This is a genomic window from Dyella acidisoli (assembly GCF_030160295.1).
Classification (GTDB): Bacteria; Pseudomonadota; Gammaproteobacteria; order Xanthomonadales; family Rhodanobacteraceae; genus Dyella_B; species Dyella_B acidisoli.
The window spans coordinates 184,214-203,531 of record NZ_BSOB01000018.1 but is presented as its reverse complement, the minus strand read 5'-3'; the positions used below and the strand labels follow the sequence as shown (position 1 = coordinate 203,531).

General features: G+C 54.5%; 14 protein-coding genes. 10 read left to right on the top strand and 4 right to left on the bottom strand.

The features are described from left to right. The first annotated feature begins 254 nt into the window (after nucleotides 1-254). From QQJ86_RS12085 to QQJ86_RS12070, 4 genes are all read left to right on the top strand, one after another. Nucleotides 255-1,391, top strand: a complete 1,137-nt coding sequence (locus tag QQJ86_RS12085) for an acyltransferase family protein (RefSeq protein WP_284321198.1) — start codon at nucleotides 255-257, stop codon at nucleotides 1,389-1,391. Between the two features lie 108 nt (nucleotides 1,392-1,499). Beyond that, a complete protein-coding gene (locus QQJ86_RS12080) occupies nucleotides 1,500-2,123 on the top strand; it encodes a hypothetical protein (RefSeq protein WP_284321197.1) in 624 nt (207 codons plus the stop codon). A 75-nt stretch (nucleotides 2,124-2,198) separates the two neighbouring features. Then, nucleotides 2,199-3,137: an alpha/beta hydrolase gene (locus QQJ86_RS12075; protein ID WP_284321196.1), complete on the top strand. Its 939-nt coding sequence runs from the start codon at nucleotides 2,199-2,201 to the stop codon at nucleotides 3,135-3,137. Between the two features lie 277 nt (nucleotides 3,138-3,414). After that, a complete protein-coding gene (locus QQJ86_RS12070) occupies nucleotides 3,415-4,518 on the top strand; it encodes a Fic family protein (protein ID WP_284321195.1) in 1,104 nt (367 codons plus the stop codon). Nucleotides 4,519-4,665: 147 nt separating this feature from the next. Here QQJ86_RS12070 and QQJ86_RS12065 read toward each other — a convergent pair whose 3' ends face one another. After that, complete coding sequence (locus QQJ86_RS12065) at nucleotides 4,666-5,526, bottom strand: NmrA family NAD(P)-binding protein (protein WP_284321194.1); 861 nt, start codon at nucleotides 5,524-5,526, stop codon at nucleotides 4,666-4,668. A gap of 142 nt (nucleotides 5,527-5,668) precedes the next feature. Here QQJ86_RS12065 and QQJ86_RS12060 point away from each other — a divergent pair, with 142 nt between their 5' ends. After that, complete coding sequence (locus tag QQJ86_RS12060) at nucleotides 5,669-6,586, top strand: LysR family transcriptional regulator (RefSeq protein ID WP_284321193.1); 918 nt, start codon at nucleotides 5,669-5,671, stop codon at nucleotides 6,584-6,586. 63 nt (nucleotides 6,587-6,649) lie between these two features. Here QQJ86_RS12060 and QQJ86_RS12055 read toward each other — a convergent pair whose 3' ends face one another. Continuing rightward, nucleotides 6,650-7,117 (bottom strand): hypothetical protein, encoded by a 468-nt coding sequence (locus QQJ86_RS12055; RefSeq protein WP_284321192.1) that lies wholly within the window; start codon nucleotides 7,115-7,117, stop codon nucleotides 6,650-6,652. Nucleotides 7,118-7,784: 667 nt separating this feature from the next. Here QQJ86_RS12055 and QQJ86_RS12050 point away from each other — a divergent pair. Continuing rightward, nucleotides 7,785-8,108 carry a DHCW motif cupin fold protein gene (locus tag QQJ86_RS12050; RefSeq protein WP_284321244.1) on the top strand — a complete coding sequence of 108 codons (324 nt, stop codon included), beginning with the start codon at nucleotides 7,785-7,787 and terminating at the stop codon, nucleotides 8,106-8,108. Between the two features lie 196 nt (nucleotides 8,109-8,304). Further along, the gene (locus QQJ86_RS12045) at nucleotides 8,305-9,357 is read left to right on the top strand and encodes an alpha/beta fold hydrolase (protein ID WP_284321191.1); all 1,053 of its coding nucleotides are present in this window, start codon (nucleotides 8,305-8,307) and stop codon (nucleotides 9,355-9,357) included. 683 nt (nucleotides 9,358-10,040) lie between these two features. Here the strand turns inward: QQJ86_RS12045 and QQJ86_RS12040 are convergent. Together QQJ86_RS12040 and QQJ86_RS12035 are read right to left on the bottom strand one after the other, a co-directional pair. After that, the gene (locus tag QQJ86_RS12040) at nucleotides 10,041-10,562 is read right to left on the bottom strand and encodes an ImmA/IrrE family metallo-endopeptidase (RefSeq protein WP_284321190.1); all 522 of its coding nucleotides are present in this window, start codon (nucleotides 10,560-10,562) and stop codon (nucleotides 10,041-10,043) included. After that, on the bottom strand, nucleotides 10,559-10,930 hold the full coding sequence (locus QQJ86_RS12035; protein WP_284321189.1) for a helix-turn-helix domain-containing protein: 372 nt from the start codon (nucleotides 10,928-10,930) through the stop codon (nucleotides 10,559-10,561). Before QQJ86_RS12035 ends, QQJ86_RS12040 begins: the two co-directional genes overlap by 4 nt. Before the next feature lie 1,409 nt (nucleotides 10,931-12,339). Here QQJ86_RS12035 and QQJ86_RS12030 point away from each other — a divergent pair. From QQJ86_RS12030 to QQJ86_RS12020, 3 genes are all read left to right on the top strand, one after another. Continuing rightward, complete coding sequence (locus tag QQJ86_RS12030) at nucleotides 12,340-14,460, top strand: DUF6531 domain-containing protein (protein WP_284321188.1); 2,121 nt, start codon at nucleotides 12,340-12,342, stop codon at nucleotides 14,458-14,460. Nucleotides 14,461-14,829: 369 nt separating this feature from the next. Then, nucleotides 14,830-17,061: a DUF6531 domain-containing protein gene (locus QQJ86_RS12025; protein WP_284321187.1), complete on the top strand. Its 2,232-nt coding sequence runs from the start codon at nucleotides 14,830-14,832 to the stop codon at nucleotides 17,059-17,061. Between the two features lie 13 nt (nucleotides 17,062-17,074). Next, nucleotides 17,075-19,222 (top strand): RHS repeat-associated core domain-containing protein, encoded by a 2,148-nt coding sequence (locus tag QQJ86_RS12020; protein ID WP_284321186.1) that lies wholly within the window; start codon nucleotides 17,075-17,077, stop codon nucleotides 19,220-19,222. Nucleotides 19,223-19,318 lie beyond the last annotated feature (96 nt).

The window sequence follows — 19,318 nt, the reverse complement described above, 5'->3', positions numbered from 1 at the left end:
TATATTCTTTTTGGCTTGCATGTCACCAGCGTCGCCTATGTGGCGTGTTCGTGGAGACCGCAGTTCGGCCAGAATGCTTTGTGTTGCTCGTCAAATGAGCAAAGCCAGTCATAGTCTGTCTTCCTTTGCGCCAGAGCGAAGCCACAAATTCCAAGTAAATTAGAGCGACCGCAAGATAAGTTGGCGCTACAGTGCCACGCGCACGAACCGCATCGCTCATTCGCAGGCCGCTAGCCTGCTCAACAGGGGAAATCATGGAACGGAAGCCGGGGCTTGACCTGTTGCGAGCGATCGCGATTCTGTGGGTCATGCCATTTCACAGTTATTTGGCTGGCTATATGGGAGGAGGCGTACTGCGCTGGAGTGGCTGGATGGGTGTGGACCTGTTCTTTGCACTATCAGGTTTCCTGATCGGCTCGCAGGTGTTCAATGCTCTCGTCTCCCGTGGCGGCATCGATTTTGTCGACTTCTATCTTCGGCGAGGCTTTCGAACCTTGCCCGCCTACTTTTTGGTTCTGGGTATCTATGTCGCGTGGCCTTCGATGCGCGAAGAGCCAGGCATGATGCCGCTGTGGCAGTTCCTTGCCTACACACTCAATCTGTTCATTGATCCAAATCGTGGCGCTTTTTCACACGCTTGGTCATTGTGTGTGGAAGAACAGTTCTATCTGTTGTTCCCGTTGCTTGCACTCTTGCTCTTACGCACAGGTCGACTTGTGCGCGGTGCAGCCGTTATCGCTGCGTTGGTCCTAGGCGGCATAGTGCTTCGCACTTGGCTATGGATGCACTTTGTTCAACCAATTCAGGCCAACGGTAGTGAAGCAGGCGACGCATATCTGCGCTTCCTCTACTACCCGACGTATGCCCGTCTTGACGATCTGCTCGGCGGTGTCGCGCTAGCAGCTGCACGCAGTTATCGCACGCGTGGCTGGGCGTGGATCGAACGTAATGCCAACGGCGTGCTGATGACGGGAGTCTTGCTCATCGGCCTGTGCATGTGGGGTTTTAATGGGGAGCAACGCTTTGACTTGGCTGCCAATGTATTCGGCTATCCGATTCTGTCCGTTGCCATGACGGCGCTTGTGGCGGGGGCGGCTAGCCAACGCAGTGTGCTGGCTAGTATTCGAATTCCGGGGGCGGAATGGTTTGGGACGGCATCTTACAGTCTCTATCTGACCCACAAGATGGTTTACGGGCAATTGCACGGCCGTTTCGCGCCATGGGTCGATGGGCACGGCATTTGGACAGTGCTGATCTATATAGCATCCGTACTCGTTGTCGGCGCGGCGCTTCACTATCTGGTGGAGCGGCCATGCTTGCGGTTGCGGGAGCCTATACGCCGGAGGTGGGAACGGCGGCAGAGTGGTTATGTGACCACACCGACATTCTGATCAGCGTGTATTTACCGTTGACGTTCGAGACATTCACGTTCAACTCAAAGCGAAGATTGTCGTCTAACTGATTCTTCTACTGCGTCGAAAGTCTTAAAGGGCGACAAAGTGCGCAAGCTCATCTCCGGCCTGGCAGCTGTGATCTGTCTGGCCCTACCGTTGCACCTTTTGGCGGCACAGGAGTCGTCGAAGGGTACGGGGCTATCTCAGGCCGATTATGAAGTAGCAGCCACCGTTCTTCAGGCCGAATATCCAGCTGGGAGCAACAAGCCAGTCCTGGTCGCAACGCAGACGGCAACGTTTGACTGCAATCCTCCTGTAGACAACGGCTTTGCGATTGGAGGATGCAGTGGAATGAGGTCGGCCGATACCACCCCGGAAGCATTAGTGGAGAGGCTCAGTTCCGCTATGCCATCGGTAACAGTGGAGCTTTCCAAGAAGATGCTTCACGAAGGCCAGGTGCCCTCTACCTTGACTCACGCGTTGCCGGTGAATGTGCCTCAGTTTTTGTATGGCAAGGGTGTAACTGAAAAGCCCGCCTCGCAGCCAGAAATGGCCTTCTATATGTCGCGACCGGCCATTGCTACAGACCGTGGTCACGCACTCATTTACGTGGGTATCGTTAGCTGGCTAGATCAGAGCAAATCCATGGGACGATACTTCTACCTCGAAAAGTCCGGTGGACACTGGATCATCAAGGGGCACGTTGTGACATGGCAGCTAGGTACCTAAGTCAACATATGCGACCTAAGGGGAACCTTGGTCGTGCTGGGTGCAAGTGATCACCTATCGAGAAAGGAACTAATCATGCAATCGCTTTCTATTGGATGGGTAGGCAAGGTCATCCGTAACGTTTCTCTTTGCATGACGCTGGCGATGGTTGTATCTAGCGCCAAGGCCGATGAATCACTGCCGCGCTACGAGGTTCCGAACACAATTGTTCATACACTGCCTTCTGCTCAATCGCATCGTCTGTATCAGGTCTGGGTCGACCTTCCGGTCTCCTATGCAAGCACCAACAAAAAATATCCCGTGCTGTTCGTGGTTGATGCGGATTATTCGTTCCCGCTGATTCACAGCATCCGCAACAGACTTGGTGCGGGAGGGCAGAACATCGAGGAATTCGTGCTGGTTGGCCTGTCATATGCTGCCGGCGACTCGTCCGCAGAAAGTCGCAGCCGAGACTTTACGCCTACCAACGTACTTCAACATCCACGCAGGCCGGATCAGTACCAAGCATCACATTACGGCGAAGCTGAGGCCTACCGGGACTACGTCGAAGGGCAGGTCTTTCCTTTGATTGCTGATAAATATCGGGTCGACATGTCGCGTCGATACTTTGTCGGTCATTCCTATGGCGGCCTATTCGGAGCCTTCGTACTGTTAACGAAGCCTGAGATGTTCCAGACCTATATCCTCAGTAGCCCGTCTTTGCAGTACGACGATCATGTAATCAAGCGCTACGAAGAGGTCTATGCCAAAACGCATCGCGATCTTACGGCTCGTGTATTGCTCTACGACGGTGAATTCGAAGCCATCAAAAAGGCGCCTCGCTACAACAAAACCTTTGACATGGTGCAGGATGCAAGGGAATTCACCCTAAGCTTGAAGGAACGCAAATACCCGCATCTTTCCGTTGAGAACTTTGTCATCCCCGACGAGGACCATCTCTCCGTCTATCCGTCGATGATCAGCCGAGCGTTGTTGCGCGTTTTGCCTGGAACAGGTCCTTATACTGGTGGCTGATTTGGATGTGTAGGAGTGGTGCCTGCTGTGTCGCCAATCCTGTCCGCGCGGACCCGAGATCGGCCCAGTGCGAGCATCTTGGGACCGACAGGTTTGAGACGGATTTTGGCAACGGGCGAAAAGATCCCCAACATTTAGGGGCGCCGTAGGCCTTACCCCCAAAATATGCGGAAAACTTCTCCCCACGAAATTTCCAAGATCTGGAAGAAAGAAAATTTGATTCCAAAAAAGGTCGAAATTCTGTAGACAAAAAAAATTGCTCCTATATCTTGGGATCATGAAACCTTGGATCCCGGATGCTCTTCCCCTCAGCGTGCTCGATGCTAGCCGGCTGATCACGCCCCTCGGCCAAGCAATCGCAGCGCTATCGCAATATGACGGCCTGTTGAAGGGCATGGTAAACGCTGAGGTTATGCTCTCTCCTCTGACGACCCAAGAGGCTGTCTTGTCGTCGCGCATCGAGGGCACTCAGGCCACTGTGGGTGATGTGCTAGAGAGCGATGCAGGTGAGCAGTTCGATGATGCAAAGAATGATGATGTCGAGGAGGTGCTGAATTACCGCACTGCGCTGCGGCGTGCGTCACGGGAGGTGGAAGAGCGCCCGATTTCCCTTCAGCTGATCAGGTCGCTGCATAGCGTTCTGATGGATGGGGTTCGTGGTCAAGATAAGCAGCCAGGCAGCTTTCGTACGGAGCAAAATTGGATTGGACCCAAGGGTTGCTCGATCGATCAGGCGAATTTTGTACCGCCCAACCCGATGATCTTGATTGAGCATCTGGAGGCATTTGAGAAGTACATTGCTGGCGATGACATGGATCCCCTGATCCAGGCTGCCGTGGTCCACGCGCAGTTCGAAGTCATCCACCCCTTCATAGATGGTAATGGGCGCATCGGTCGCCTTTTAATTCCGTTGTTTCTTTACTGTAAAAAGCGTATCCACGCACCGATGTTCTACCTGTCGGGTTACCTTGAAAGTCATCGCGACGAATATTACGCAAGGCTCCGTGCAGTCACAGACAGAGGTGAGTGGAATGAGTGGGTTATCTTCTTTTTGAGGGCCGTAACCGAGCAGGCCAACAAGAACATTGAAGCCGCCAGCGGAATCTACAAGCTCTATGAAGAGATGAAGGTAGCTGTCCGCGACGCAACGCACTCACAACACAGCGCGCTAATTGTTGACACTATCTTTGCAAGCCCTATTTTCCGTATTGCTGGCTTGCAGAACAGCGCAGAGATTCCTGCTGCGTCCGCGCATAAGGTGGTGCAACAACTCGTTGAGGCGAAGATTGTCCGATGTATCCGTCCCGGAAAGGGACGCAGACCGGGCCTTTATGTGTTTCCAAGGTTACTCAATATTGTTGAAGGTAGGGACATATTTTGACCCCTTCCTTAAGCCTATTGAGCGAGGACGATGGGCGAGACATACAACGCTTCATGAGTAGGAAGTCGCAGAAACGGTACCGCAGAAACGCAGAAACGGTACCAGGTTGAGCTTCATCCCATGAGTCAACCTGGCACTGTTTTGCATTTATCCAACTGCGACTTCCCGAAGCACCGTCTCCAATTCGGTATCGCCGCGAAGAATACGAGACGGATTGCCTTCAAATTCAATCCAGCCTTCGTTGAAACCATCGAGCATCAGCATCCGCGGGATAGGGTTTTTCATACCTTGGGACGTGAACAACTCTTCCCAGGTTTCCCGCGGGACGATCTGCGCGGTCACAGGGCGATCAAGCACCTTGGCAAAGGTGGCTGCAATCTCGTTGGGTGATATCCGTTTTGTCGCTTCTAATTCGACGGCTCGGCATCCTTGCCAATTTTGTTGAATGAGTTCCGCAGCGATGCGTCCGACATCCCTTGTGGCAATCATCGGAACGGGTTTGTCGAGCGGTTGTAGAAAGCTGTGGATGACGCCTTCTTGACGGGCTGATTCCACATCCCATGCAAAGTTCTCCATAAACCAGGCAGGGCGCAGGAATGTCACCGGGATGTTCAAGCCGGCGAGGGCCTCTTCCATCAGCGTGCGCTGACTCAGGAGGTTGGTTCTCGTGGCCTGGGCGCCGATGGTCGAAAGACAGACCACTTTGGCAGGACGCGCGGATTCAAGCGCGGTTTTGACCACATCGATAACTGCACGCGCCTCAGGGAAGCCGGGCAGGGGGGCGAATTCGGAAGGCGGCAGGATGAAAACGCTATCGGCACCCTTAAAGGCGGCTGTCAGTGAGGCCACATCATCCATTTTGGCCAAGGCTACATCGCAGCCTCGCTGGGCCCACTCCCGGGCTTTGTCTTGATTCCTCAATACAGCGCGAACCGGCTTTCCTTCGGACAACAAGGTGCGCGCGAGCGCTCCACCGACTTTGCCGGTGATACCTGTAATGGCATACATAGTGGGTAGTCCTGCTTGAATAGTGAGCGTTGCGGCGGGTTTGGCCTGGGGCGGCCGTCCGTGTCGTCACTATCTAGTCTTGCTATTCATGCTTCAATAGCGTCTATGTCGTTTTAGTCGTGCACTTTTGTCATGAATGACCATGGCGCAAAACACTAAACTCTTTTCCGGCGTCTCCGTGCTTTTCGCGATCGTGGAAGCCGGGACCATCGCCGGTGCTGCCGAGGCGTTGGATTTGTCTCCATCCGGTGTAAGTCGTGCGTTGCAACGGTTGGAGCAACGCGTTGGGGCTCGACTCCTGGCTCGTACAACGCGATCGCTTTCATTAACGGACGAAGGGCGACGCTTCTACGAGGAGGTAGGCCCTCACCTCGCGGGTATTGAAGATGCGGCCACGCGAGCGGCGAGTTCAACCCAGAAGGTACAAGGGCGGCTGCGCATTAACATCGATCCGTATTTTTCGCGCGTCGTTCTCGCCAAGCATCTCACGTCCTTCCTCGCGCAGTATCCGGAGCTTTCTGTCCAGTTGATCATGCGCGATTCGACGGGGGACCTTGTGGCCGATGGTTTCGATTTGGCGTTGCGTTTCGGCGAGCCGCCCGTTGGTTCATTTGTGGCACGCAAACTCACCGAAACACGGGTGATAACTGTTGCCTCACCTGCGTACCTCAAAAGGCACACTAAGCCACGACATCCAAAAGAAGTGGAAAAGCATGATTGCATCGATTTCTATGATGCAGCGAACGGACGTCCTTACGAATGGGAAGTAAGGAGGAAAAAGGAGGTAGTGCCATTACGCGTCAAAGGACGCCTGCTGGTATCTGATTCGGGAACGCTGCTCAATGCCTGTGAGGCCGGCGCCGGCATTGCGCAGATACTCGAAATTGGGTGCGAGCAATTGTTGCGAAGCGGCCGTTTGGTTGAGCTCTTTCCCGACTGGTCGGATGAACGCTTTCCGCTTTATGCCATCTATCCCTCTCGCCACCATCGCGCCGCGAAAGTGCGTGCATTCATAGACTTTGTCATCAAGATTCTTGGTGACAACGAACGGGGGAGTTGAGAGAGGTTTGACGCCTGAGAAAGTCCTCGCCGCAAACACTGTTGGCCAAATGCGGGCACCCTGTCAGCCTCCGATATTGCGCATGACGTCGCCGGCGCCCATGTTGCCTAACGAACCCGGCGATGCATCGCCCAAATCATCAGTGCGTGTCCATGACGTGATCCAACGCCCCTGCGCATCGAATGACAGCATGGTCGAGTAGCGAACTTTATGGCGCTTGGGTAGCGCCGTACCTGTTTCAGGTGTGCGATCGTTGCTGACGTTTTCGTTGCGCGTGATGGCGTAAGCAATCACTTGGTTGCCGGACGGCGTACGCACCGCACCGGCCGGTTTCCCAAGCGTCGCCTCTACCTGATCGATAGTGGTAACACCCACCGTGAACGAAGCAATGGTCGCCGGATTCACGGCGTACACGATTGTGCTCGATGCCGTGCTGGACCGTGCGCTCTGCGATGAGGCCGTACCGCCGGATGTACTGCATCCGGTCAACACCGTGCTTGCAATAACGATAACTGCTAAGAACGTCTTCATAGACCCTCCTGCTTCGTTATTTCTGTTTGTGCTACGCGACGCTTGGATTCGCGGAGCCAACTCGTTGAGCGATCCAGCATAGCTTAACTCCCGTGGAGCTGATGACCGCCAACTCATTGAAACTATATGTGACTCTTTCGAAGGCGGTGAACTAGGCCCTCTCGCGCAGGAACGATGACTCTTCGAGTTGGGTAGGGTGCGAGACGCTCGAGCCTGTTATGAAGGACGCTGAAGTCCTCAGGTAGTCTCTGTACCTTCCGACGGTATACCGCCGGCTTGGCTCAGGGTTGCTTACTCGCAACTCTACTCAGTTTTACAGGAAGCAACTGGGCGCCGTTAGGCTTCGTTGCTTAAAAAGATCCTCGCATTTGGCGAAGCACATTGCGAGCGTCTGTGATGAAACGAAAAAGCAGGTCGTTCAACGCCTGGCGTTTGAATTGAAAGTCCCAATCCATTTAGTGCGCAAAAGAGTTAGAGCTTTCGAGGAAAAGGAGATCGAAAGACTGCGTCTAAAAGCCATCACGGACTGAGGGGGTGTTGCTAGTTAGCTAGGGTAGCCGATGGTGGACGGAACGAACCGCCGAAATGTCCGCTTTCGACCCGGAGCGGACATGGCATCATCACCTCTCACGACTTCGTCAGCCCAAAAGGGGTTGCTCCTTTGAAAATGTCAGGCATCGCGTTTGAAACAACCGACTGGTCTTCCGTGGATGCAACCCAGCACAAGGGCGAATCTGGCTTCGCCTATTGGCGCACCCGGCAGTTTGGCGGCATGAGGGTCCGGATGATCGAGTACACGCCAGGCTACCTTGCGGATCACTGGTGCACGAAAGGACACATCCTGCTGTGTGTGGAAGGCGAGCTCCACACGGAGCTCGAAGACGGTCGCACGTTCACGCTAAGACCAGGCATGAGTTATCAGGTCGGCGATGGTGCAGAACCGCATCGCTCCTATACGGAGATTGGCGCCAAGTTGTTCGTTGTCGACTAGCTAGTTGGATTAGTAGTGTCCGCTTTCACCCGAAGCGGACACTCCGGCACTGGCGTCACGAGCCTGATTATTCCATTTCTAGGAGAGGCTACCTTCTATCTCGAAGGTCACCGTGTTCTGGAAACCGCCTATGGCCTAATGTCAACGCTTAGCTCGTCACCTCTCGATTTTGACACTACGCGGGAATAACGCACCTATGCATGCACGTCATTTGATTGCGTGGCTCACCGCAGCCGCAGTAGTTCGATTTACGGCGACTTGTGCAAGTCAAAACGACGCAGGTGTACCCTCGACCGCCTACGCCCATCCACAACGTCTTGTCTCTGTCGACGGATCGCGTAGGTTGAATCTATTTTGCCTTGGGCATGGCTCGCCGGTGGTGATCCTTGACGCTGGAACCGGCGGAAGTACGGCAAGCTGGCAAGACGTGCAAGGCCGCATCGCACAAACGACGACGGTTTGTTCATATGACCGGGCTGGTTATGGGTTCAGCGATGCTGCATCGCGTCCTTCGGATGCGGCCAACGCCGTGGACGATCTACACCGGCTGATTGAGCGCGCTAAGCTGCCCGTTCCGGTAGTGCTGGTAGGTCATTCGAACGGAGGTATCTACGCGAGTTTGTATGCGAGAACGTATCCGAGCGAAGTCGCCGGTGTGGTGCTGGTGGACCCAGGCTATGCAGGTCAGCAACATTTCGAGCGATATGGGTTGCCGCCAGGCAAGGCCGCGGAGCTTACTGCGGCGAACGGGCGCTACATCGCCGATGCACGCGTATGTTTGGATAAGGCTAAGTCGGGTGAGTTGCTTGAACGCGAAAGCACGGGCTCCTCGTGTCTGGACAACGCAAACAAGGCAGATGCTGTCCTTCATGCCGCCCTGAATAGCGAGAAAGCTCAGCCGAAGTATTACGAGGCTAATCTATCGGAATTCGAAAATACCTTTGGCTCGGTGACAGGGGAAAACGTCAACGATCACGAAGCTTACTTCGAAGCTAACGAGTTTGGCTCGATGCCGGTGATCGTGCTAACCGCTGCACGACATCCCGCACCAGTATCAGACTTCAGTAGCGAGGAACAGGCGCGTTACTACGCGGCGTGGAAGCGAGCGCACGATGTCATTGCCTCATTGTCGACCGACGGCAAGAATATTGTGGTTCCGAACTCCGGTCATTTCATTCAACGAGACCAGCCCGCGACGCTCGTCCGCTACGTAAATGAGGTAGTCGCAAAAGTGCGGATAGACCGTTAGACCATCGGGACGAGCGGCCACAGCCATTCAGTAGTTCGTGGATTCAGATGAGCTGGGGCGTCGCCCTGGTAATGTCCGCCACCCCAAGCGGACATATGCGCCATTTGGCGATCGCGCGGACACTTTATGCTTTAGTTAAACCAATAGTTGTCCGAAACGGACAACTTATGCTTTAACGAACAATAGGTGTCGCTGGATGGCTAGATGGTGGGCCCACCAGCCGCCGAATTAAGGGCGCAACAATATGTTTTATTTAGGCAGTACTGGATCCATCTTCGCAGCTGTACCACCAGATGTACCACCAAGGAAGCATCACTACTGTGGAATGAAAGCGGTGTCGCCGGCGAGTTACCCGAAAACCCCGGGTGCCATAGGCACCCGGGTGGGCTATTAGGCCCTTACGAGAAAAGCCCAAGATTCGTACCCGTACTCATGGGCATCGAGGACTTTGTTGGAGTTCCGCACCTTGCGGTAGCGGGTGAATATCCACCGGTAACCTGGTGGGGCAGGCTTACGACTGGTCATTTCGACCATAAGAGTTACCTCAGAGCGAGGTTACTTGCTCCCACCCCACAAGCCGGATAACATCCCGGGTGCTGTTTGTAGGAGAGCAAGATCCGCGTGGCGCTCTATCCACTAGGATTCGGAGGCAAGCCAGTTGGCGCTGGTTTGCCTTTTTCTTTTTAGGTGCGATATTTTTTCATTTGTACCTCCGCGGCATCGCGAGATACTCCGCACCGCTCCATGATTTGGTCGATGGTTGGGCCATCGTTTACCGCGAATCGTGGTATCAGCAGGGCTCCCGCAAAGGCGTTCGCCTGCCATTCCGAGTCGCGATAGGCTGGTATGGTCCCCTTCTGCACATGCCTAGCCATGCCGACATTTGTGTGTAAAAGCAAATGGCCAAGCTCATGTGCCATAGTGAAACGATCTCGGCCAGCTCCCCGTAGCGCGCCTTCGTAAACATCTTCTCGGATGAGCACGAGCCTCTTATCGGGATACGTTAATCCGTGTTCCGATGGCATCATCTGACGTTCTACTACCTGGAATTCGTAGTCAGGCCATAAGGTCGGCAGGCCCAGCTCCATGAACTGCGCAATCGGAAAATAGGGTTTTTCCCATCTCAGTGATTGCCTTACGCTCTGGGCCAGGTCCATCAAGCTGGCGTTGCTGCGACCTGGCACGTCTAAACAAACACCACTCATTTCTTATCCTTTTTCGTGTTGTCGCCGAGATCCCCAAGCAGCTTCTTTACATCCGCATCGGACATCGTCTCGAAGCGGCGCGCGAAAGCTACGGCCAACTCTTTTGCGTGATCACTTTTGCCCTCCAGCGGTAGATTGATGGCAACTACGTTTTTCGACGCGGCTCGGTCCAGCTCATTGGCTTCTTGCGCGTTCAATCCCAATACCTCAGCCGCTTTCCTTGCGAACCCCGCCGGCACGGGCTTACGGCCGGTTTCGATGGCGGAAATAAACGCACTACTCAAATCCAGCAGTTTTCCGAGGTCCGAGAGCGTTTGGCCGTGCTCGATACGTAGGGTCCTCAGCTTTTTGCCGAACTCAGTCAGCATGTCGTTCTCCGATTTTTGCTCCGATACATAGTGGTTCCCCTCGGTGGCGGCCCTTTTTCTTCCGGGTTGAAAAATTCAACCCGGCGGTTGAACTGTACTGACACAGCGGTTTGTGTGCAAGCGCTCGGTAAGCAACTACAAGTTGTGGGCGTACCAGGGGAGAACGTGGATATCTACTCCCGCAAAATTTCCGGGTTGTTCGGAAAAAGGTAACCAAGGTAACCTTGTGTGAAAAAGAGCCACTTTTGTCAATAAGAACAAATGGATACGGATAATGGCAAAAGGTAACCTTAAGGTAATCATGAGGTAACTAGTTACCTTACTTAAAAGGTAACCTCCGCAAGAGTGTCTCTGCCTAAAAATCAATGACTTAGCAGACGATTACCTTTGTGGTTACCGGAAATTACCTCTTAGGGGTAATCTTTCCTTCCTTTAATTTCAATGGGTTACCACCTGTTTTGGGGCATGGTTACCGGGATTACCTTTTTCCGACGCCCCCTGCCATTTTGGGAAGTAGTCAGAAGGCGGTGATACCGGAAACGGCCCGGGCACGCGTCACTTTGCGTCTGCCCATCCCCTTCGTAGTTACTCAGTCCTTGAGCCCGCTGCCCACCGGTGAGCTGTGGGTATCTGCGTCGAAATCGATCTCCGAAGGCATCGCGGGCGTGGCGGGGGTCAGCGCGCAGCTCGCACTGGCCGCGCTGTAGCAGCTGGCTAACAGCTAGCGATGACCTTGATGTCCACCAAAGGATTTCCATATATACGCTCGCCGGAATGTCCTGGCGTCCGCGGTGGGCCCGCCGCAGCATGGAAGCCGACGTCCGACCGGGCGCCCGTAAGGGCGCTCGTTTCTTTCTCAAAAGGGAGGCGATCTATCGGGTCATGCGGTAGCGAAGATTGTCGCGCATAGCTCCGGGACGCCGAGCACATCTGCTTCTGTAGTCCTTGTGCACGCTAACCTGTAAGGGGTTTCCTGCACTCACGCGGTTCGTGATATGGATCACGTGACCAGTTAAAAATCATCACAAACCATTCACGCATTCCGGTGTGCACTGCCGCAGTCTGTTGCACCGCACAGGGGATCACGAATGCGCTTCGGTCAGTGGGCAAGGTTGCCCGGTTTTGGTGTGTCCAATTCGCAGGCTGTTTTGAAAGGGACCGACCTTTTGCCGCAGTGGTTGCAACGATGGAGACGTGCCATTGGCTGGTTCACGTCATGTGTTCTTCTGGCGATCTGCGTTACACCAGGCTTGGTGCGTGCCGATGCCGCAAGCTGTGCTGACGTTCGACACTGGCTCAGCTCTGACGCATGCAACGGCTGGGATGTGAACTATCCGGGAATATGGCTCTCTTGCTATACAAAGCCGGATGATCGTGGATGGACGGGATGGACCGACGTCTGGCAAATCATGACCGATAGCGGTGGTTCGCGTACCAATATCATCGGTGTATACGATTGCTCGTATAACCCTTCAAAAAACGTCGGATCGGTCGGCCATGGGTCTCCGCTGGTCGGAGATCCCATCAATGCGGCAATTGGCAATAAATTCCTGGAAGAAGTGGATTACGAAGGTGGGCCTTGGCTAACCTTTCGACGCGACTACAACAGCTATCAGTCAAGTCTGTCGGCAATAGGGTATCTATGGCGGCATAGTTTCGATCGGTCACTGACGCTGATCGGTAACCCCATTACCCAAATCAACCTACTTCGGCCAGACGGTACGCAGGAACTATTCACTCAGACTAACAATGTGTGGACGAGTGATTCCGCGTCGATCGACACGCTGACCGCCAATGCAAACGCGCAGGGTGCCGTCGTCGGTTACACGGTTTTCGATGGGGCCTCCCGACATTTCGATAACTTCAATGCTGCGGGCGTGCTGCAGTCCGAAACCGACGAAACCGGTAATGGCATCACGCTCACTTACAGCACATCCTCGACGCCAACGTCGATTGCTCCAAAGTCAGGCCTGTTGATAACGGTGACTGACCCCAACGGGCGTCAGCTTCATCTCACCTACAACAGCAGTGGCAATGTTTCGCAGGTGACGCAACCGGATGGTGGCGTACTCGCATATACCTATGACTCAAGCAACAATCTTGCTTCCGTCCAGTATCCAGACGGAAAGACCAAGCAATACGTCTATAACGAATCATCGTTGACGGGTGGCAACAGCTTGCCCAATGCGATGACAGGCATCATCGACGAAGCGTCCAGCCGCTATGCAAACACGGCCTATAACAGCTACGGCCAGGCCATTTCCTCCAGCTTTGCAGGGAATGCCTTTACCACCCAGATCACCTACAACTCGGATGGTTCTTCAACCGTCCAATATTCTCTTGGTCAAAGCGTTAACCTCAGCTTTGCATGGGTCAACGGATTTAATCGTGTTAGCTCCGCGAGCGCATCGTGCAATCCGTCTTGCAATCAACCATGGAAGACACTCACGTACGACTCAAACAGCAATCCAGCGTCGTACACCGATTTCAACGGTAACGTCACCACAACCACCTATGATCCTTATTGGCTTCTAAACCAAAGGATCGAAGCCTCTGGCACGTCAAACCAGCGAACAACGAACTTAACTTGGAACGATACGCTTCGCCTCCCATTGTCAAAGACGATTAGCGATGCCAATGGAACGCTAGTCACATCGACACAGTGGGTCTACAACAACCTTGGTCAGGCGCTCGCCAAGTGCGACATTGATGCTTCCAATAGTGCCGCCTCCGGTTATAGCTGTAGCAATTCGGGCACCACCCCTTCCGGGGTGCGTCGCTGGACTTACACGTATTGCAACGCGATCGATAGCATGCAATGCCCGCTGATTGGCTTGATGCTGACCGCAACCGGCCCACGCGCCGACACTACACAGACGACCGCTTACAACTACTACATGAATAGTAGTGCTGCGAATTGCGGCACGCCCGGCGCAGCTTGCTACCAAACCGGTGATCTACATACCGTCACTGATCCTCAAGGGCACGTCACTACCATCGGCTCCTACGATGCCGATGGTCGTATTACACGTGTCATCGACGCCAATGGCATCAACACAGATATGACCTACACCCCGCGTGGTTGGCTCGCCTCGCGCAATGTGGGTGGTGCCACTACTAGCTTCACCTATACCCCCTACGGCGCTGTGCAAACTGTCACTGACCCGGATGGCGTCATTACCACCTATAGCTACGATGCCGCGCACCGCTTGGCGAAGGTTACGGATAGCCAAGGTAACTACATCCAATACACCTTGGATGCAGCCGGCAATAAAACAGCCGAGCAAGTGTTTGATTCCAGCGGCACATCGCGCAAGAGCCTGACTCGCACCTTCAACGCACTGGGTCAGCTCACTAAAACGATAGACGGCCTCAACCATACCGTGTTCGACGCCAGCGCGAGCGGTAGTTATGACGCCAACGGCAACCTAGTCCAAAGTGCGGATGGCTTGGGTATCCAGCGGCAATTGGGCTATGACGCCCTTAATCGCTTGGTGCAGACCCTCGACAACTACAACGGAACGAACTAGGGAAAGAAGTATCAGCCGCCAATACGTGGGTGTGATTGTGCGCCGACGTGTTCGTAATGCAGGGGAAAAGGAATGGAACTTACAAGACGTTCATTGTTAGCGCTTGGTGTTGGTGTGCTTGGCATTGGCTTGGCTTCTGCATCTTGCGCGCAAACGGAGCCTGCAAAGTCAGCTACGGCACCTGCAACAGTTGCCAGTGTCCCATTAGTTGTATCGAAATTTGCCACAGCGGCTTCAACAGGATCTACCAGCTCACCTCACTATTGGGGGCCGCCTTACACACAAGTGGCGTATACGTATCACGGTCCGTGGCCAACAGTTTCAATAGCGCTCCAGATGTATTGGGCAGCGTACCAGAGCGTTTGGCACATGCCTCAATGTACTTGGCCCGTGACGTACCACACACCGTCAGATAGCAACGGGGGTGGGGTGGCCTGGGTGGATCTGGGTAATGGATGCGGTGGCGATGGTTATGTTGTTGTAGCCACTCAATACAACGTTAACCAAGCGAAGGATCTGGGCAGTGATTGTCGCTCCGGTAGCGGTCAAGGTGGCAAGAGTTGTCCCAATTTGGTGGGAGAGCCTATCAACGCGGCGACAGGTAACGAATACGAAGAGGCGGAAGATTACTCAGACAACCGCTGGCTAGTATTTCGGCGCTTCTACAACAGTGCGGCCGCGACGACTTCGTCGGAAATGGGTTTGCAATGGCGGCACAGTTTTGATCGCACCTTGTTGCTGCAGGGATCGCCGACGTCATCCCTCGTGCTGATTCGGCCCGATGGGACCCAAGAAGGGTTTACGAAATCGAACGGTGTCTGGGTAACCGATCCAGATGTGGCTGATCAGCTCCTGGAAAACGACAATGCACAAGGGACAGCGGTCTCGTACACGCTGTTTGTTTCAGACTTGCGGCAATACGAAACATACGATGCGACAAGCGGCTTGTTGCAGTCGGTCTCTGACGACTCTGGGCAAGGCATTACTCTTGCCTACAGCACCACATCAACACCAGCGTCCGTCGCTCCAGTGGCAGGATTGCTGCTTACTGTGACCGACCCCAAAGGCCGCCAACTCAATTTTTCCTACAACTCCAACCGCTCTCTTCACCAAGTTACGTTGCCCGACTTGGGTGCGCTGACGTATTCGTACGATAGCGTCGGAAATTTACTTTCAGTCCAGTATCCAGATGGTAAGACGCGGCAGTATGTCTATAACGAATCATCGCAGACGAGCGGCGCAAACCTGCCTAGCACGCTGACTGGCATCATTGATGAGGCCGGCGTTCGCTATGTCTACGCGACGTATAACAGCAATGGGCTAGCTACGTCTTCGAGCTTCGCTGGCAACGTGGGAACGACTCAAGTTACCTACAACAGTGACGGCACATCCACAGTGCAGTATCCCCTCGGTGCCAACATGACGATGGGATTCTCTAAGACGACAAGTGGCCTGACTCAGGCGGCGAGTGTCAGCGCGCCTTGCGGGTCGCAGTGCAATCAGTCCTGGCAAACACGCACGTATGATGCAAATGGTAATCCTGCTTCATACGTTGATTTCAATGGGAACGTAACGGCCACTACCTATAGCAACAATGGCTTGCTGACACAGCAGGTCGACGCACAAGGCGCGTCGAACCAGCGCACTACAACGGTCACATGGAACTCTGCATTGCGTCTCCCGCTGACGCGCACGGTGCTGAATGCCTCTGGTACCGCCATCAGCAATACGCAGTGGGTCTACAACGCCACTGGTCAAACGCTGGCCCGTTGTGACATCGATCCTACGAACAGTGCCGCATCCGGTTACACCTGCAACAACACCGGCGCCGTACCCGCTGGCGTGCGCCGCTGGACCTATACCTACTGCACTGCCGTCGACACAACGCAGTGCCCTATCGTCGGCTTGATGCTCACTGCTACCGGTTCACGTACCGACCTGACGCAAACGACGACCTACAGCTATTACCTAAACAGCAGCTCCGTGAACTGCGGGACGCCAGGTACGGCGTGCTATCAGGCGGGCGACCTGCACACGGTCACCGATCCGCAGGGGCACATCACCACCTTCGTTTCCTACGATGCGGATGGTCGTCCTACGCGTATCACCGACGCCAACGGCACCAATACGGATCTGAGCTATACGCCGCGCGGTTGGCTCGCCTCACGCAGTGTCGGCGGCGCACAAGTGGCCTTCGGCTACACTCCGTACGGTGCAGTGCAGACGGTCACCGATCCGGATGGTGTTGCTACCACCTACGGCTACGACACCGCGCACCGCTTGGTGAAGGTCACCGATGCCCAAGGCAACTACGTGCAATACACGCTCGATGCCGCCGGCGACAAAACTGTCGAACAGGTTTACGACTCCACAGGCACATTGCATAAGAGCCTGAGCCGCAATTTCAACACTCTGGGCCAACTCACGAAGGTGATGGACGGCCTTAGCCACACCGTGTTCGACGCCAGCGCAAGCGGAAGCTACGACGCCAACGGCAACTTGGTGCAGAGCGCCGATGGCTTAGGTATCCAGCGCCAGTTGGGCTATGACGCGCTGAATCGCCTGGTGCAGACCATCGACAACTACAACGGCACGAATTGATAGAGGCGCGGCCATGGATCAAGGACAAACAGCGAAGGTTTTTGCCGTTGTGAAAGCGATCACCAGCGCAGAAGAACGGGCGAATCGAGTAAGAATAGGGGGACGTGTCATGAAAGTAAGGAAGAAGTCGCTGGTCGGCATCATGCTGGGCTTGGCGATAGTCAATGGCGCATTACCGGCTGTTGCGCAGACCGCCAACACCAAGACCACTTACACGTATGACGCTCTGGACCGCCTTACTCAGGTGACGGACCCTAACGGCCTCAACACCACCTACCAGTACGACGGCTTATCGGACGAGACGAAGCTCACCAGTCCCGATACAGGGGTAACCGCCAAGACCTTTGACGCAGCGGGCAATATGCTCACGGGTACCGATGCCAATGGCAACACGGTCACCTACAGCTACGACGCTAAGGACCGCCGCCTAACCGCGAGCTACGCCGACAGCACGCAAAACATCAGCTACACCTACGACGAACCCAATAGTGTCACGGGTTGCGCCACTTCTTATCCCATTGGTCACCTGACCCACGTCGTCGAAAACACTGTCACCACGGTGTTCTGCTACAACGCGCAGGGAAATGTGATCCAGAAGAGCCAGACGGTTAATGGCCATACGGACGTGACGAGCTATACGCGTAGTCCTGGCGGCAAAATCCTGAACATCACGCATCCTAGTGGCGATCAAGTGAACTACAGCTACGACGCGGATGGCCACGTTAGTGGCATCACTGCAACGACGGCTAGCGGCACCAGTACTCTGGTTAGCGACGTCACGTATCTGCCATTTGGACCTGTGAGCGGCTACACGCTAGGCAACGGCCAGATCATCACACGCACCTACGATGCCAATTATCGATTGACGGACCTCGTCAGCCCCGCGTTCACCTTGCATGTGGCACGGGATGCAATAGGAGAAGTCACCGCGATAGGTAACATCTCAGGAGCAAACCCTGCGATTGAGACCTACAGCTATGATCCTCTAAATCGCCTCACGGCGATCACAGAAGCCGACGGTAGTACCCCGGAGAGCGTGACGTATAACCAGACTGGGGACCGGCTGAGCAAGACAGGCGGCGGTCTCGCCACTGGCACCTATAGCTACACACCCAACACGCATCAGCTGATTTCGATCGGCAATGCGGCAAGAACAGTAGATAGTGACGGCAACACGACTGCGATTAGCCAAGCAGGCAGTACGTATGGCTTCGGCTATAGCGCGCGTAACCGGATGGTTGTGGCGCAACTGAATCAGGCTACCGTGGCCACCTATGCCTACAACGCCGGTGGTGAGCGTGTGGCAAAGACAGCCAATGGCTCCACGGAACGTTATAACTACGGCGACGATAGCCAACTGCTGAGCGAATACGGGCCGACCAATCGCGAATATGTCTACTTGGATGATATTCCTGTAGCCAATCTCGATACACAGGGAGCGACCGCATCGGTTGCCTATGTGACAGCTGATCAGTTGGGAACACCGAGGGCAATTGCCGATAGCAGCGGCAACACTGTGTGGACATGGGCATATCAGAGCAATGCGTGGGGTGAGGTTGGGCCGACAAGCAGTGGCTATACGTACAACCTCCGCTTTCCTGGGCAGTACTTCGACATAGAGACGGGACTGCACTACAACAATCAGCGTGACTACGATCCAGCGACAGGGAGGTATTGGGAGGCGGATCCAATTGGCTTTAATGGCGGACAATCAAGTTTGTATCTTTACGTAAATGCAGGACCGCTTAACAGCTATGACCCTCTTGGTCTCACTGTCTACTGGTATGCGCGGCCAACCCATATCACCGGTGACTATTCGTGGGTGAACGATGTTGGCATAACGCATCAATGGATAAAGACCGACACATATGAAGCCGGCATGGGGCCAATGGGTGGCGGTGTACCTGGTCAGGATGAGCCGCCGGACTCGCCTGGCACCCCTGTTGGGACAATTGATCATACCGGGCAATCTGACCAGTCTGGTTCGTACTCAATTCCGCTCCCATACGACGTGGACGAAGACTGCGTGAATGATATGATCAAGCCCGGTCGCGATCTGGGCCGATTCTTACCGGCCATTAATGACTGCCACACATTTGTGCAGCAGGTCCTACAACACTGCCGCAAACACAAAACTTTGAGAACAATGCCAATGTTGTAGAGGATATTGCTATGCGCTTCTGGATGGTTGTTTTCCTCTTGTCTCTTGCCGCTTTCGTGTTTTTTGCTGGCTGGACCGTTCAAACTATTTGGCTGG